The 14,562-nt window shown below is 63.5% G+C and carries 12 protein-coding genes; 8 read left to right on the top strand and 4 right to left on the bottom strand.

Annotated elements, in window-relative coordinates; translation table 11 throughout:
- Positions 1 to 167 precede the first annotated feature (167 nt).
- On the top strand, positions 168 to 1,607 hold the full coding sequence (locus tag HNP98_RS15950; protein ID WP_173811161.1) for a Gfo/Idh/MocA family protein: 1,440 nt from the start codon (positions 168 to 170) through the stop codon (positions 1,605 to 1,607).
- Positions 1,608 to 1,810: 203 nt separating this feature from the next.
- On the opposite strand, the gene rho is transcribed toward HNP98_RS15950, so the two are convergent.
- A complete protein-coding gene (gene rho / locus HNP98_RS15945; protein ID WP_173811160.1) occupies positions 1,811 to 4,087 on the bottom strand; it encodes a transcription termination factor Rho in 2,277 nt (758 codons plus the stop codon).
- Positions 4,088 to 4,415: 328 nt separating this feature from the next.
- Between rho and serS the strand changes: the two genes are divergently transcribed.
- From serS to HNP98_RS15925, 4 genes are read left to right on the top strand one after another with little or no spacing between them, the layout of a single operon-like run.
- Positions 4,416 to 5,690: a serine--tRNA ligase gene (gene serS, locus HNP98_RS15940; RefSeq protein WP_173811159.1), complete on the top strand. Its 1,275-nt coding sequence runs from the start codon at positions 4,416 to 4,418 to the stop codon at positions 5,688 to 5,690.
- Positions 5,691 to 5,709: 19 nt separating this feature from the next.
- Positions 5,710 to 6,069, top strand: coding sequence for a hypothetical protein (locus tag HNP98_RS15935; RefSeq protein ID WP_173811158.1), 360 nt, complete (start codon positions 5,710 to 5,712; stop codon positions 6,067 to 6,069).
- A gap of 26 nt (positions 6,070 to 6,095) precedes the next feature.
- Positions 6,096 to 6,383: a DUF3630 family protein gene (locus tag HNP98_RS15930; protein ID WP_173811157.1), complete on the top strand. Its 288-nt coding sequence runs from the start codon at positions 6,096 to 6,098 to the stop codon at positions 6,381 to 6,383.
- A 19-nt stretch (positions 6,384 to 6,402) separates the two neighbouring features.
- Entirely contained in the window at positions 6,403 to 6,813 is a 411-nt protein-coding gene (locus HNP98_RS15925; protein ID WP_173811156.1) for a hypothetical protein, read from the top strand.
- A gap of 431 nt (positions 6,814 to 7,244) precedes the next feature.
- Here HNP98_RS15925 and HNP98_RS15920 read toward each other — a convergent pair whose 3' ends face one another.
- The 3 genes from HNP98_RS15920 to HNP98_RS15910 all read right to left on the bottom strand — a co-directional run bounded on the left by HNP98_RS15920 (position 7,245) and on the right by HNP98_RS15910 (position 10,459).
- Positions 7,245 to 7,511 carry a UBP-type zinc finger domain-containing protein gene (locus HNP98_RS15920; protein WP_173811155.1) on the bottom strand — a complete coding sequence of 89 codons (267 nt, stop codon included), beginning with the start codon at positions 7,509 to 7,511 and terminating at the stop codon, positions 7,245 to 7,247.
- Positions 7,512 to 7,536: 25 nt separating this feature from the next.
- On the bottom strand, positions 7,537 to 8,598 hold the full coding sequence (locus HNP98_RS15915) for a glycosyltransferase family 9 protein (protein ID WP_173811154.1): 1,062 nt from the start codon (positions 8,596 to 8,598) through the stop codon (positions 7,537 to 7,539).
- A 100-nt stretch (positions 8,599 to 8,698) separates the two neighbouring features.
- Positions 8,699 to 10,459, bottom strand: coding sequence for a helix-hairpin-helix domain-containing protein (locus HNP98_RS15910; protein WP_173811153.1), 1,761 nt, complete (start codon positions 10,457 to 10,459; stop codon positions 8,699 to 8,701).
- Positions 10,460 to 10,583: 124 nt separating this feature from the next.
- Between HNP98_RS15910 and HNP98_RS15905 the strand changes: the two genes are divergently transcribed.
- The 3 genes from HNP98_RS15905 to HNP98_RS15895 all read left to right on the top strand — a co-directional run bounded on the left by HNP98_RS15905 (position 10,584) and on the right by HNP98_RS15895 (position 14,538).
- Positions 10,584 to 10,982 (top strand): hypothetical protein, encoded by a 399-nt coding sequence (locus HNP98_RS15905; RefSeq protein ID WP_173811152.1) that lies wholly within the window; start codon positions 10,584 to 10,586, stop codon positions 10,980 to 10,982.
- A 190-nt stretch (positions 10,983 to 11,172) separates the two neighbouring features.
- Entirely contained in the window at positions 11,173 to 13,065 is a 1,893-nt protein-coding gene (locus HNP98_RS15900) for an alpha-amylase family glycosyl hydrolase (protein ID WP_173811151.1), read from the top strand.
- A gap of 66 nt (positions 13,066 to 13,131) precedes the next feature.
- On the top strand, positions 13,132 to 14,538 hold the full coding sequence (locus tag HNP98_RS15895; protein WP_217425801.1) for an MFS transporter: 1,407 nt from the start codon (positions 13,132 to 13,134) through the stop codon (positions 14,536 to 14,538).
- Positions 14,539 to 14,562 lie beyond the last annotated feature (24 nt).

Raw genomic sequence — 14,562 nt, 5'->3', positions numbered from 1 at the left:
CTATGCCCGGGGGCGCTGAGCTGCGCGGGCCGGCCCAGAGTTTATTCGGCTTTCCCGCCTAGCTTCGCACGGCATTTGGCAGCGCTTTTGTGTTGCCGCGCTTCCCTCGCTCTGCCCCCGCTCGGCGCCCGGCCGGCGGCCCGTTTCCCACCCAACTTTGGTCGCCCATGAGCCAGCTTCCCGACGCGCCGACGCGGCGCACATTCCTCAAGCAAGGGGCCGCTGCGGCGGCTACGTTCTTCATTGTGCCGCGCTTCGTGCTGGGCGGCCGGGGCTACACCGCCCCCAGCGACCAGCTGGTGGTGGCCGGCGTGGGGGCGGGCGGCAAGGGCGAGAGCGACATCGCCGCGTTTGCCAAAACCGGCAAGGTGCGCATCGGCTACCTGTGCGACGTGGACGAGCGCCGCGCGGCCCGCTCGGTGCAGGCATTTCCGCAGGCCACGTATTACAAAGACTGGCGCAAGCTGTTCGACAAAGAAGCCAAAAACATCGACGCCGTGTCGGTGTCTACCCCCGACCACAACCACGCCATCATCACGCTGGCGGCCATGCAGCTGGGCAAGCACGTGTACGTGCAAAAGCCGCTCACCCACGACATCCACGAGGCCCGCGCCCTCACCGAGGCGGCCAAGCGCTACCAAGTGGTGACCCAGATGGGCAACCAGGGGGCTTCCAACGACGGCGTGCGGCAGCTGCGCGAATGGTACGACGCCAAGCTCATCGGCGAGGTGCACACCGTGTACTGCTGGACCGACCGGCCCGTGTGGCCCCAGGGCATTGCCTGGCCCACCACCCCGGCCCCCGTGCCCACCGCGCTGGACTGGGACCTGTGGCTGGGCACGGCCCCCGCCCGGCCCTACGTGGACAAGCTGGTGCCCTTTAACTGGCGCGGGTGGTGGGACTACGGCACCGGGGCCCTCGGCGACATGGGCTGCCACCTGCTCGAAGCGCCGTTCCGGGTGCTGAACCTGGGCTACGCCACGGCGGTGCAGGCCAGCGTGGGCAGCGTGTACGTCGACGAATTTAAGCGCGGCTACTTCCCCGACAGCTGCCCGCCGTCGAGCCACGCCACGCTCACTTTCCCGCAAACCAACAAAACCAAGCACCCCGTGACGGTGCACTGGATGGACGGCGGCATCCAGCCCGAGCGCCCCGCCGAGCTGGGCCCCACCGAAAAGTTTGGCGACGGCGGCAACGGCATCCTTTTCGTGGGCAGCAAGGGCAAGATGATGGCCAGCACCTACTCGGCCGAGCCGCGCCTGCTGCCCACCGCCCGCACCCAGGAGGTGCAGGTGAAGCAAACGCTGGCCCGCGTGCCGGGCGGGGCCGACGGCCACTACGCCCAGTGGGTGGAGGCCTGCCTGGCCGGCTACGGCAAGAAGGAGGTCAGCTCGCCGTTCGAGCTGGCCGGGCCCCTCACCGAGGCGCTGCTGATGGCCAACCTCGCCATTCGCGGCTACGACATCCAGCGCCCCCGGGCCACGGGCCCCGGCGTGGACTACCCCGGCCGCGGCATCGAGCTGCTCTGGGACCCGCAGCAGCTGCGGGTCACGAACTTCGACGAGGCCAACCGCTTCGTGAAGCGCGACTACCGCACCGGCTGGTAGCCGGCCGCGCCCAGCAAACGCACTTTTGGAGATTATGACCCAATAAAAAACGCCAAACCGGCCGGTTTGGCGTTTTTTACTGGCTGAGGCACGGCTTAAACCGGGAGCTGAAAACAAACGTGCAGTACCAGTCGGCAAAACACCATGAATCAGCGCAAAAGCTAATAGTCAGCCGCTAAAAGCTAACAGCTAATAAATGCCGCTTAGCCGTTCATCGACAGCAGGAACTCGTTGTTATCCTTGGTGCCTTTGATGCGGTCTTTCAAGAATTCCATTGCCTCAGTGGCGCTCATGTCGGTCATGAAGCGGCGCAGCACCCACACGCGGCCCAGCTCCTCTTTGCTCATCAGCAGGTCTTCGCGGCGGGTGCCGGAGGCCGGAATGTCGATGGCCGGGAACACGCGCTTGTTGGCCAGCTTGCGGTCGAGCTGCAATTCCATGTTGCCGGTGCCCTTGAATTCCTCGAAAATTACCTCGTCCATTTTCGAGCCCGTCTCAATCAGGGCCGTAGCGATGATGGTGAGCGAGCCGCCGCCCTCCACGTTGCGGGCCGCGCCGAAGAAGCGCTTGGGCTTTTGCAGGGCCCCGGCGTCGATGCCGCCCGAAAGGATGCGCGAGCTGCTGGGCTGCACCGTGTTGTAGGCGCGCGCCAGGCGGGTGATGGAGTCGAGCAGAATCACCACGTCGTGGCCGCACTCCACGAGGCGGCGGGCCTTGTCGAGGGCCATTTCGGCGATTTTCACGTGGCGGTCGGCCGTCTCGTCGAAGGTCGAGCTGAGCACTTCGGCCTTCACGGTGCGGGCCATGTCGGTCACTTCCTCCGGCCGCTCGTCGATGAGCAGGATCATCAAATACACCTCGGGGTGGTTCTCCGAAATGGCGTTGGCGATTTCCTGGAGCAGCACCGTCTTGCCCGTTTTGGGCTGGGCCACGATGAGGCCCCGCTGGCCCTTGCCAATCGGGGCAAACATGTCGAGCACGCGGGTGCTAATCTGGCTGGGCTTGGTGCTGAGCTGCATCCGCTCGTCGGCAAACAGCGGCGTGAGGTGGCTGAACGGCACCCGGTCGCGGACTTCCTCCACGGAGCGGCCGTTCATGCTCTCGATGCCCACCAGGGCGAAGTATTTCTCGCCCTCGCGCGGCGGCCGGATGGTGGCCACCACCGTGTCGCCGGGCTTCAGGGCAAACTGCTTCACCTGCTGCGGCGACACGTAAATGTCGTCGGGCGAGGCCAGGTAATTGTAAAAAGGCGAGCGCAGAAAGCCGTAGCCGCCGTCGGGCATCAGCTCGAACGTGCCGTTGCCGGGCACTACGAGGTCGATTTCCTGGCGGGCCGGGCGCTGGTTCTGGTTTTGCTGGTTCTGGTTTTGCGGCTGGCCTTGGTTTTGCGGCTGGCCTTGGTTTTGCGGGTTCTGGGGCTGGTCGGGGTTTTGGCCGTTAGCGCGCTGCTCGTCGCGGCGCTGCTGCCGCTGCTGGTCGCGCTGGGCCTGGCGCTCTTCGCGGGTCAGGCGGGGTTGGTCGTTGCGCGGCTGGTCCTGGCCGTTGCGCGGCTGGTCCTGGCCGCTACGGGGCTGGTCGTTGCGCGGCTGGTCCTGCCCGTTGCCGTTGCGGTACTCGCGGGGTTGGTCATTGCGGTACTCGCGGGGCTGGTCCTGGCCGGTGCGGGCTTGGTCTTGCCGGAACGCCCGCGGCTGGTCGCGGTCAGGGCGGCGGTTGGCGTAGTCGTCGGCCCCGTAGTCGCGCCGGCCGTTGTCGCGGGCCGGGGCCCCGTTGTAGCGGGCGTTGGCATCGGTGGCGGCCGTTTCGGCCGCGGCGGGCAGGCCCACGGCGTCGCCCTCGCTGCTTTCCACGGCTTCACGGGCGGCGCGGGCCTGGTCGCGGATGGCCTGGGCGGCCTGCTCCGCCGCCCGGTTCTCGCTGATGGGGCGGCCGTTGCGGCCCACCCGCTCGCGGCGGGGCCGCTCCGCCGGGGCTTCGGCACCGGCCGTTGCAGCGCTGGCCGTTGCGGCGCTGGCAGCGGAGTCCGTGGCCACTGTTTCGGCGGCTTCGGTTACCGGCACTTCAGCGGCAGCGGCCGCCAGCGGGGCCGCGGGTACCGGCGCGGCGGCTTCCACGGCTTCGGCAGGCGCAGCTGGCGCGGGCGCGGGCGCGGGGGTTTCGGTGGGCGAAGCCACGTCCGAAAACGGCTGCTCGGCCACGGCCGCAGGGCGACGGCTGGCGCGGGCCGGCCGGGCGCCGGGCTCGGCGGCGGCCGAGGCCAGGGCGGCCACGGCCCGGGGAGCGCGGACGGGCCGGGCGGCCGGGGCCGCTTCGAGGGCATCTGCGGGGCCGTCGGGGCCCGGTTGCAGGGCCTGCTGGTCCAGAATCTTGTAAATCAAATCCTGCTTGCTGAGCCGCTTAAAGTTACCAACGCTCAGCTGCTCGGCTATTTCCTTGAGGTCGGGCAGCAAGCGGTCCTTCAACTCGTTGAGGGTATGCATAGAAAAATTAGAGGGAGGGAATATCGGGGAGGGGCCGGCGGGCCGCTGCGGGGCCGCCCGTGGCGCGGGGACAACGGCCGGCAAGCCGCCGGCCGAGGGGCCGCGTCGGCGCGGCACAACAACACAAATCGGGTGGAGCAATAATAATGGGGCAACCCGGCGCTACTTAAAAAAGAGGTAGGTGGTCGGTGCGGGCCAGCGGCCCTCGGGGCCCGCCGGCCCGGCCACGGGGGCCGGTTGCTACCGCAATGTTAGGGGATTACGAGCGAACGGCCAAATCGGCTGCCTGCCGGCCTACCTTTGCCGCCGCTTTCCTAACCCGCCCCCCATGCTGCAAGTTTCCGTCCTCAAAGAACAAACCGACCGGGTACTGGCCGGCCTCGCCAAGAAACACTACCCCACGGGCCCCGCCGACGTGGCCGCCGTCCTCGACCTCGACCAGCGCCGCCGGGCCCTGCAAACCGCCCACGACGCCGCCCAGGCCGAAGCCAACGACCTCGCCCGCCAGATTGGGGCCCTGATGAAAAGCGGCGACAAGGCCGGCGCCGAAACCCTGAAACTTCGCACCACGGCGCTCAAGCAGCACACCAAAACCGCCACCGACGAGCTGACGCAGGTGGAACTGGCCATCCAGCAGCTGCTCTACAAGCTGCCCAACCTGCCCCACGCCAGCGTGCCCGAAGGCCGCGCCGCCGCCGACAACGAGCTGGTGCGCGAGCACGGCACCAAGCCCGACCTGTACGACGGGGCCCAGCCGCATTGGGAGCTGATCAAAAAATACGACATCATTGATTTTGAGCTGGGCATTAAGGTGACGGGGGCCGGCTTTCCGGTGTACAAGGGCCAGGGGGCCCGGTTGCAGCGGGCACTCATCAACTTTTTCCTGGACGAAGCCCGCGCCGCCGGCTATACTGAAGTGCAGCCCCCCATCGTGGTGAACGAGGCCAGCGCCACCGCCACCGGCCAGCTGCCCGACAAGGAGGGCCAGATGTACCACGACGCCAAGGACGACCTCTACCTCATCCCCACGGCCGAGGTGCCGGTGACGAACCTCTACCGCGACGAGATTATCCCGGTCGAGAAGCTGCCCATCCGCAACGCAGCCTACACGCCCTGCTTCCGCCGCGAGGCCGGCTCGTGGGGCGCCGACGTGCGGGGCCTCAACCGCCTGCACCAGTTCGACAAGGTGGAGATTGTGCAGATTACCCAGCCCGAAAACAGCTACGCCGCCCTCGACGGCATGGTGGCCCACATCGAAAGCCTGCTCCAAAAGCTGGGCCTCCCCTACCGCGTGCTGCGCCTGTGCGGCGGCGACATGGGCTTCACCAGCGCCCTGACGTATGATTTGGAGGTGTGGAGCGCCGCCCAGGGCCGCTGGCTCGAAGTGTCGTCGGCGTCCAACTTCGAAACTTACCAGGCCAACCGCCTAAAGTGCCGCTACCGCGCCGATGGCGGCAAAACCCAGCTCCTGCACACGCTCAACGGCTCGGCCCTGGCCCTGCCCCGCATCGTGGCCGCCCTGCTGGAAAACAACCAAACCGCCGACGGCATCGAGCTGCCCGAGGTGCTGCACGGCTACTGCGGCTTCTCGCGGATTGGGTAAAAACTATTTATCGAGCAGGATGAAAGCATTTTTCAGAAGCTTATTCATCGGAAAGAAAGTGTCTTTGAGTGATGAACGAAAGACATTCGTCAAAAGCAGCCTGGGCCCACTTGCTTTTACAAATGATGGCCCTACTATTTATTTACTGGCATCAGGCGTGACTAAGAAAGAGCTATTAACTTACGTAACCGACGCAGATGATCAACACTTTAACGATGATGCGTTTTTGATAACATATGGGGTGATTGACGAGTCAGGCGATAAGTTCTTTTTTTATGAGAACTGGTTCAGCAACTACGATTTTCGAAGGAGTAAATTATTTTCCGTGCTCGAATGGCCACCTTTTAAACGGCACTGGATTAACACCAATTATGAATAATATAGCAACCTGTTTTATATATAAAAATGATTAAGATAGACAAAGCTAATGGCTATAATGAGCTAATTATTGAAGAAAACTGCGATTATAATCTTTTTTATAATACTGCTGACAAGCTAGAAGCAAAATTTAATGTGGAGTTTATCAATAAACTCGATGGTCTTGACACTGCATATTGGATTTTTCGATATGAAAGCGCATTGTTCGTTCTTCATTATAATATCTATTCAGGAGTAAGTATGTACCCTGAGAATCTTGAAAAAGCCACCGATAGAGAAAACCATTTAATAAATGGTTTTCTCTATCGGTGGTGATTAAACGGAGCTGTTTGCTATGAAAAAAACCTATTTGTTCACGCCTATTCTATTTATTCTCAATTTTATTCTCACTTCGTGCCTCGACATGAGTGAGCAGCAAATCGTCGGACCATATCTTGTGGCTGATGACCCGGCAGGATATGATAAAACGCTTTATTATTTTATATCCGAGGGGCCCGATACATCAAGGGGTATCGATGCGGAGAGAATTCATGGCGTTAGCAAAGTTGGCTACACCGCTGATTTCATTTTCGCTAAAAGGGACGATGGCTTTTATCAGTATATAATCCGCGCACAAGATTTCGCGTCCGATATTGGCGACCCCGCGGTACGGTCGGCTATGAGTACGCCGCTTTCCGAAAAGCAATTTCAACGTGTGCTGGACAGCTTAGCCATTCCCGCAGTGGAATTTCAATGGCAGAAATAGCCATTCTTTTGCCACCCGCGGCCACATTTACCGCATGCGTTTCGCCGCTACCTTTGGCGCAACGCACGGTACACACCTCGCCAACGCGGTTGCCTATATATAAACGGTGAACCCCCGGCCGTTGGTAGCGACCGAGGGTTCAAGAAGTAGGTGTTGGAGCACCTAATCTTCTCATCCATATGGAAAAGGAACGTGCGAAATCGGAGGTTAAGTTCAGGCTTGACGTCCGAATACCCGAAGGGCTGGTAAAATGGCTTCTTTGATTTCTGGTGGGCGGCGGAGCCTTAACGGCCGCCGAACACTGGATTAAGTAGGGTAAGGGGCTGAGCCGTGAGGTTTGGCCCCTTATTTTTTGTAAGGCAAATATGCGTGCGCCGCGCAAAAAGTTTGGTTGATCCTTTCAGGGGCGCTGGTGGGTTCTTAATGGGCCCCTAATATTCCACCATTTGCTCGTCCACGTAGCACCAGAGCCACCGCTCGCCGGACTGGGCGGAGGCGATGACGGGGTGGCCCACGGCGTGGAAGTGCTTGGTGGCATGTTTGTTCTTCGAATCGTCACAGCAGCCCACGTGGCCGCACTCCTGGCAGGTGCGCAGGTGCACCCAGGCGTCGCCCAGGGCCACGCACTCGGGGCACACGTGCTTGGTATCCGGGATGATGTGGGTGATGTGGGCGAGGTGCTGGCAGATGTCGGACATGGCTTCGCGGGTTGGTGAAGGGGCCCTAGCGGCCGTCGCGGGGCGGCGGCAGGTTCAAATCTAACGCCTGGTCGTTCATGCACTTAAAATGGCCCTGCGGGCATTTCGCGAAGCCGATTTTGGAGCAGGGGCGGCAGCTCAGGTTCAGCACTTCCAGGGCACGGAATTCGGTTTTGTAGGGGTACATGCCGAAGGCCGGCACCGTGTTGCCCCACACGCTAAAAATCTCCTTTTTGAAGGCTGCTGCGATGTGCATCAGGCCCGTGTCGTGGCTCACCACCAGCTGCGCTTGCCGCACCAGCGAGGCCGATTGGTGCAGCGAGTAGCGCCCGCAACCGTTGTGGATGAGCGGGTTGGCGAAGGCGTGCAGGGAGGACGTTTTGGGGAAATAATACGGGCTTTCGGGGATGCGGGCCGTGGGCTCGGCGCGGCCCGCGCCGGCGTCGAACGCCAGCTCGATGACGTGGCCGGTGGTTTCGTCTTCGGGGCCCCCGAGCAGCACAATGGGCCGGTTGAGCTTGGCGCACAGCTCGATGAGCTTTTCGACGGGTAGGCGCTTAGTGGCGTGCTGGGCCCCGATGGCCACCGCCACGTAGCCGCGCTGGAAGCCCGCGGGCAGGTCGCGCAGGTCGATTTCCTGGCTTTCAGGGATGAAGTAGTCGAGGCCCTGGCCGTCGTTGCGCACGCCCAGCGGCGCGGCGGCGGCCAGGTAGCGGTCCACGACGTGGATTTTAGGCAGCGTGTTGATTTTGAAGTTGACCAGCAGCCACTTCTGGCGGTTCAGCTTGTCGAAGCTGGCCGACCTCACGTTGAGCTGGAGCTTGAGCAGCCGCGTGCGCAGGTTGTTGTGCAAATCGACGATAAAATCGAACTTCTCGGCCCGCAGCTCGCGCACCAACTCGCGCAGCGAGCCGCTGAGCACGTGCACTTTGGCGATGTACGGATTGGGCTCCAGCAGGCCCCGGTAGGCGGGCTTGGTGGCAAAATGCACCTCCGCGCCCGGCACCTGCTGCGCCAGGGCCCTAACCACGGGCGTGGTCAGCACGATGTCGCCGATGGAGGAAAAGCGGAGAACGAGGATTTTCATCATTTAGCTGTTAGCCATTAGCTGCTGGCTGTTAGCTTTCTTCGGGACCTTTGCACAAAAAGCTAGCAGCCAGCAGCTAATGGCCAACAGCCAGTGGTACCTACTCGAATAGCGAAGCTTTGAAAACTTCCGGCGGCTTGATGGCGGCTTTGCGGGCAGCGAAGTAGGCGGCGGCCTCGTCCACCGATTTCGTGTTGAACGTCATCTCCTTGGTTAGCATACCCTTGCGGCCCATGAGCACGCCGTAGCGGGTGTCGGCGTAGCCGTCGGTGTGGTGGGCGTCGGGGTTGATGCTGAGCTGCACGCCCTGGTCGAGGGCGTAGCGCACCCAGCGCCAGTCGAGGTCGAGGCGCCAGGGGTTGGCGTTGATTTCGATGATGACCTGGTGCTGCGCGCAGGCGTCGATGACGGCCTTGTAATCAATGGGATACCCCTGGCGGCGCAGCAGCAGGCGGCCGGTGGGGTGGCCCAGCATGGTGCAGTACGGGTTGGCAATGGCGCGCAGCAGGCGGTCGGTGGCCTTGCGCTCGTCCATCTTCAGGTTGGAGTGCACCGATGCCACGATGAAATCGAAACTCGCCAGCACGTCGGGCGCGTAGTCCAGGGCCCCGTCGCTGAGGATGTCGCTCTCTATTCCCTTGAAAATGCGGAAGGGCGCCAGCTCCGCGTTGAGCTGGTCGATTTCCTGGTGCTGCTGGCGCACGCGGTCGGCGCTGAGGCCGTTGGCGTAGTGGGCGGCCTGCGAGTGGTCGCATATTCCCAGGTACTCGAAGCCGTGGTCGCGGAGCCAAGTGGCCATTTCGCGCAGCGAGTGGTTGCCGTCGGAGTAGGTGCTGTGGTTGTGCAGCGAACCGCGGATATCGCCGTCTTCGAGCAGGCGGGGCAGCTTGTTTTCGGCGGCCAGCGCAATTTCGCCCAGGCCCTCGCGCAGCTCGGGCACCAGGTATTGTAGGCCGGCTTTTTCGTAAATCAGCTCTTCCTGGGCGAATTTCTCGCGGCGGGCCCACTGGCGCAGGGTGGCCGGCTGGCCGGGGCCCTGGCCGGCGGCGCTGGGCAGCGGCTCGGCCAGGTGCGCTTCGGTGGCGGTTTGAAGGAACAGCTCGTTCACAAAATCTTCGGGCGCCACCAGCAGCACCTCCACGGCCGCGCCCGAGCCGGCGGCGGTGCCGCGCCAGGCGAAGGGCCCCGAGAGCGCCGGCGCGGGCACCAGGCCTTCGAGCGAATTGAGCAGCTCGTGCGCCTTTTCGGGCGCGTCGGTGGCGGCCACCAGGGCCACGGTTTCCACGGTTTCGAGGCGGCGGCGGGTTTCGCCGGCTACTGCTACCTGCTCGGTGCCGAGGGTTTCGCGCAGGCGGCGGGCCAGGGCTTCGCCCAGTTCCTCGGCCTGCGGATACAGCAGCTTGCCCTTGCTTTGATCGGTGAATTCGAGGGCTTCCAGGATGCCCTGCTGGGTTTTCTGGCCAAAGCCCTTGAGCTTGCTCACCTGGTCGGCCTCGGCGGCGTCGCGCAGCTGTTCGGCGCTTTCGATGCCCAGCTCGCGCCACAGGGCCCTAATCTTTTTCGGGCCAATGCCCTTGATTTTCAGCAGCTCCACCACGCCGGGCGGGGTGATTTCGAGCAGGCGCTGCAAGTCGGAGAACGTGCCCGTGTCGAGCAGCTCGGCCACTTTGGCGGCGGCAGTTTTGCTCAGGCCGGTGCGGTCGGGCAGGCCGGGGCGCTCCACCTCGGCCACTGGGAAGCTCAGGGCCTCCAGGGCCGTGGCAGTGCCTTCGATGGCCCGGATTTTGAAGGGGTTTTCGTCGTGCAGCTCCATGAGCTGCGCCGCCAGCCGGAAGGCGCGGGTAAGGGCGCGGTTGTCCACGGGAAAGGGTCGTTAGGGGGCAGCGAAGGTACCGCCGGGCGTAGCTTGCGGGGCCGGGCCAACGGCTTTTCTACCGCGGGCCCAGCCCCAACGCTTTGATTTTTGCTTACTTATTCCAACGCTCATGGCCCCTATTTCGTCCCGCTGGTTGGTATTTATACCGGTACTGCTGCTGGCTGCGGCGTGCCAGCCGCGCCGCGCAGCCCTACCCGTCGCCGCCAAAGAGCTGCAAGGCACTTGGCTGCAATCGCCGGAAGACGACCGCGCCGACACCCTCGCCTACCGGCCCAACACCTACCGCTTCAAGCCCAGCCGGGGCCGCACAGGTTTCGCCATTGGGCCGGCGGGCCGCTTCAAGCAGTTCGACATTGCGCCCACCGACGGCCTGGCCGGGCACGATGGCACCTGGACGGCCCCCGACCCCACCCACCTGCGCGTGCACCTCGACGACGGCAGCACCCCCGACTACACCCTGGAAATCATCTCGCTGCACCAAGGCGTACTGCGGCTGCGGCGGCCGTAGCGGCCCCAGACCGGTGGAGCAATTGATACTTTTTCGTCAAAGTTTCGGCAGGTAGCCGTACTTTTCCGCGCTGCCCGGCGGCCCGCGTGGGGCCCCGCGCCCGCGTTTGTCCGCGCCCGCCAGTACCCGCCGCCCCGGCGCGGCCGTGCTGGCCGCGGCAAGTTTTGGTGCTGCTTACCTCGCTCTTCCCATGAAAATATTCCCGTTTTTCGCGCTGGTTCTGGCCGGGGCCCTGGTAGCTTCGGCTCTGCGGGCCGCCCCGCTGGGGGCCCCGACGGCCGCCCCCGTCCACGGCCAGAAAGCCGCGCCCGCCATCGACCGTGTGGACCCCACGTTTTGGTGGGTGGGCATGAAAAACCCGCATTTGCAGCTGCTGGTGCACGGCCCCGGCATCGGGGCCAGCCTGGCGAGCCTGCGCTACGCAGGCGTGGCACTCGACGGTATTCAGAAGCTGGAAAACCCTAATTACCTGGTGGTCAACCTCACCATCGCGCCCGATGCCAAGCCGGGCCAGCTGACGCTGCTGTTCCTCGACGGAAAGAAAAAAACCACCCGCGCCTACGAGCTACGGGCCCGCAACCAAGACCCGGCCCGCACCCAAGGCCTCACCCAGGCCGACTTCATCTACATGCTGATGCCCGACCGTTTCGCGAACGGCGACCCCAAAAACGACGTGGTGCGGGGCACCCGTGTGAACCACGTGGCCCGCGATTCGATGTACGCCCGCCACGGCGGCGATTTGAAGGGCATCGAGAACCACTTCAGCTACCTGAAGCAGCTGGGGGCCACGGCCATCTGGCCCACGCCCATCGTGGAGAACGACATGCCCAAGGCCAGCTACCACGGCTACGCCGTGACGGACTGCTACAAGGTGGACCCGCGCTACGGCACGAACGCCGAGTACGTGCAGTTTGTGAAAAACGCCCACAAGCAAGGCCTTAAAGTGGTGCAGGACATTGTGTTGAACCACTGGGGCAGCTACCACCACTTGTTCCGCGACCAGCCGGCGGCCGACTGGTTCCACGCGTTTCCCACCTTCACGCGCAGCAACTACAACGCCTTCGTCCTCAACGACCCGTACGGCGCCAAAATTGACCGTAAGCTGGAAAACGACGGCTGGTTTGATACCACCATGCCCGACGTGAACCAGAGCAATCCGCTGGTGGCCACGTACCTGATTCAGAACTTCTTGTGGTGGGTGGAGAGCACCGGCCTCGACGGCTACCGCATCGACACGTACCCGTATTCGGAGCCGCAGTTCCTGATGGCCTGGGGCAAGGCCATTGCCGACGAGTACCCCAAGCTGGCCCTGTTTGGCGAGGCCTGGGAGGGCACCGAGGCCGAGCAGGCGTTCTTCGCCCAGAATATTTTGCCGCCCGTCAACGGCTTTAAGTCCAACTTGCCGGGCGTGCTCGATTTCCAGATTTGCTTCGGTATCGGCGACGTCCTGAAGGGTGACGGCGGCGACCTGACCAAGCTGTATAGGGCCCTACAGGGCGATTGGATGTACACCGACGCCACGCGCAACGTGCCGTTCCTCGACAACCACGACATGAGCCGGTTCTACTCGGTGATCGGCGAGGACTTCGCCAAGTACAAAATGGGCCTGGCCTGGCTGCTGACCTTGCGCGGCACGCCGCAGCTCTACTACGGCACGGAGGTGCTGATGAAAAACTTCTCGGACCCCGACGGCAAGGTGCGCGAGGACTTCCCCGGCGGCTGGGCCAGCGACAAAACCAACTACTTCGCGGCCCGCCCGGGGCCCGCCGGCGAGGCCTTCGACTACGTGGCCAAGCTGGCCAACTACCGCAAAAGCCACCCCGTGCTCAGCAGCGGCAAGCTGATGCAATTCATCCCGCAGGACGGCGTGTACACCTACTTCCGCTACACCGACGCCGGCGAGTGCGTGATGGTCATCGCCAACAACACCAAGGACGCCAAGCAGGTAGACGGCCGCCGCTTCGCCGAGCGCACCGCCGGCTTTGCCTCGGGCCAGGACGTGGTGACCGGGGCCCCTGTGCCCGACCTGCAAACCATAGCCGTGCCCGCCCGCACAGTGATGGTGGTAGAATTGAAAAAATAGATTTGGAAATGGGGCCCCGGGGCCCCATCTTCCTTCTCCATCTCCCTACATCCCACCCACTTCGCTATGGCCGCTGGAGCCGTTACGTCCGCCCATTCTACCCACGCCAAGCCCCGCCTCACGTTCTGGCAAATCTGGAACATGAGCTTTGGCTTCCTCGGCATCCAGTTCGGCTTTGCGCTGCAAAACGCCAATGTGAGCCGGATTTTCGAGACGATGGGCGCCAAGACCGATGAAATTGCCTTTTTGTGGCTGGCCGCGCCCGCCACGGGCCTCATCGTGCAGCCCATCATCGGCTACCTCTCCGACCGCACCTGGAGCCCGCGCTGGGGCCGGCGCCGGCCCTACTTCCTGGTGGGCGCCATCCTGGCGTCACTCTCGCTGCTGGTGATGCCCAACGTGACGGCCCTGTGGATGGCGGCCGGTATGCTCTGGATCATGGATTCGAGCATCAACATCAGCATGGAGCCATTTCGGGCCCTGGTGGGCGACTTGCTGCCCTCGGAGCAGCGCACCACCGGCTTCGCGGCCCAAACGTTTTTCATCGGCGTGGGGGCCGTGGTGGCCTCGTCGCTGCCCTGGGTGCTCACCAACTGGTTCCACGTGGCCAACGTGGCGGCGGCAGGCCACATCCCGGCGTCGGTGCGCTACTCGTTCACGGCGGGCGGCGTGGTGTTTTTCCTGGCCGTGCTCTGGACGGTGCTGCGCACCCGCGAGTACCCGCCGGCCGATTTGGCCGAGTTTGAGGCTGAAAAGGCCCGCACGTCCGGCATCGCGCACGGCTTCCGGGAGTCGTTTGCCGGCATTTTCAAGATGCCCAAAACCATGCGCCAGCTGGCCGTGGTGCAGTTTTTCTCGTGGTTCGCGCTCTTCTCGATGTGGATTTACACCACGCAGGCCGTCACCAGCCACGTGTTCCACACCACCGACACCACCTCGGCACTCTACAACAAGGGCGGTGATTGGGTGGGCGTATGCTTCTCGGTCTACAACGGTTTGTCGGCCGTGATGGCGCTGCTGCTGCCGCTGGTGGCGCGCCGCACCAGCCGGCGCTTCACCCACATGCTGGCCCTGGTGCTGGGCGGCCTGGGGCTGATTTCGATCTACTTTATCCACGACTACCACTACATTTTGCTGTCGATGGTGGGCGTGGGAATTGCCTGGGCCAGCATCCTGAGCGTGCCCTACGCCATGCTCGCGGGGGCCCTACCGTCTAATAAAATGGGCTACTATATGGGCGTATTCAACTTTTTTGTGGTGCTGCCGCAGGGCGCGGCCGGCCTCATCCTGGGGCCCCTCACGAAGCACGTCTTCCACGGCCAATCCATCTACACCCTGATGGTGGGCGGCGCGGCCATGATCATCGCCGGCCTGCTCACCATTACCGTGGACGACGTGGACGATGTGCCCCTGGCCACCACCGGCGAGCCGGCCGAAAACTTCGGCTACGGCACCCCCGCCACCCGGGCGTAGTTTTTGCACGTCTGTCATTCCGAG

The sequence above is a fragment of the Hymenobacter caeli genome (genome assembly GCF_013294115.1).
GTDB classification, from domain to species: domain Bacteria; phylum Bacteroidota; class Bacteroidia; order Cytophagales; family Hymenobacteraceae; genus Hymenobacter; species Hymenobacter caeli.
This window is presented reverse-complemented; position numbering and strand designations above follow the sequence as displayed.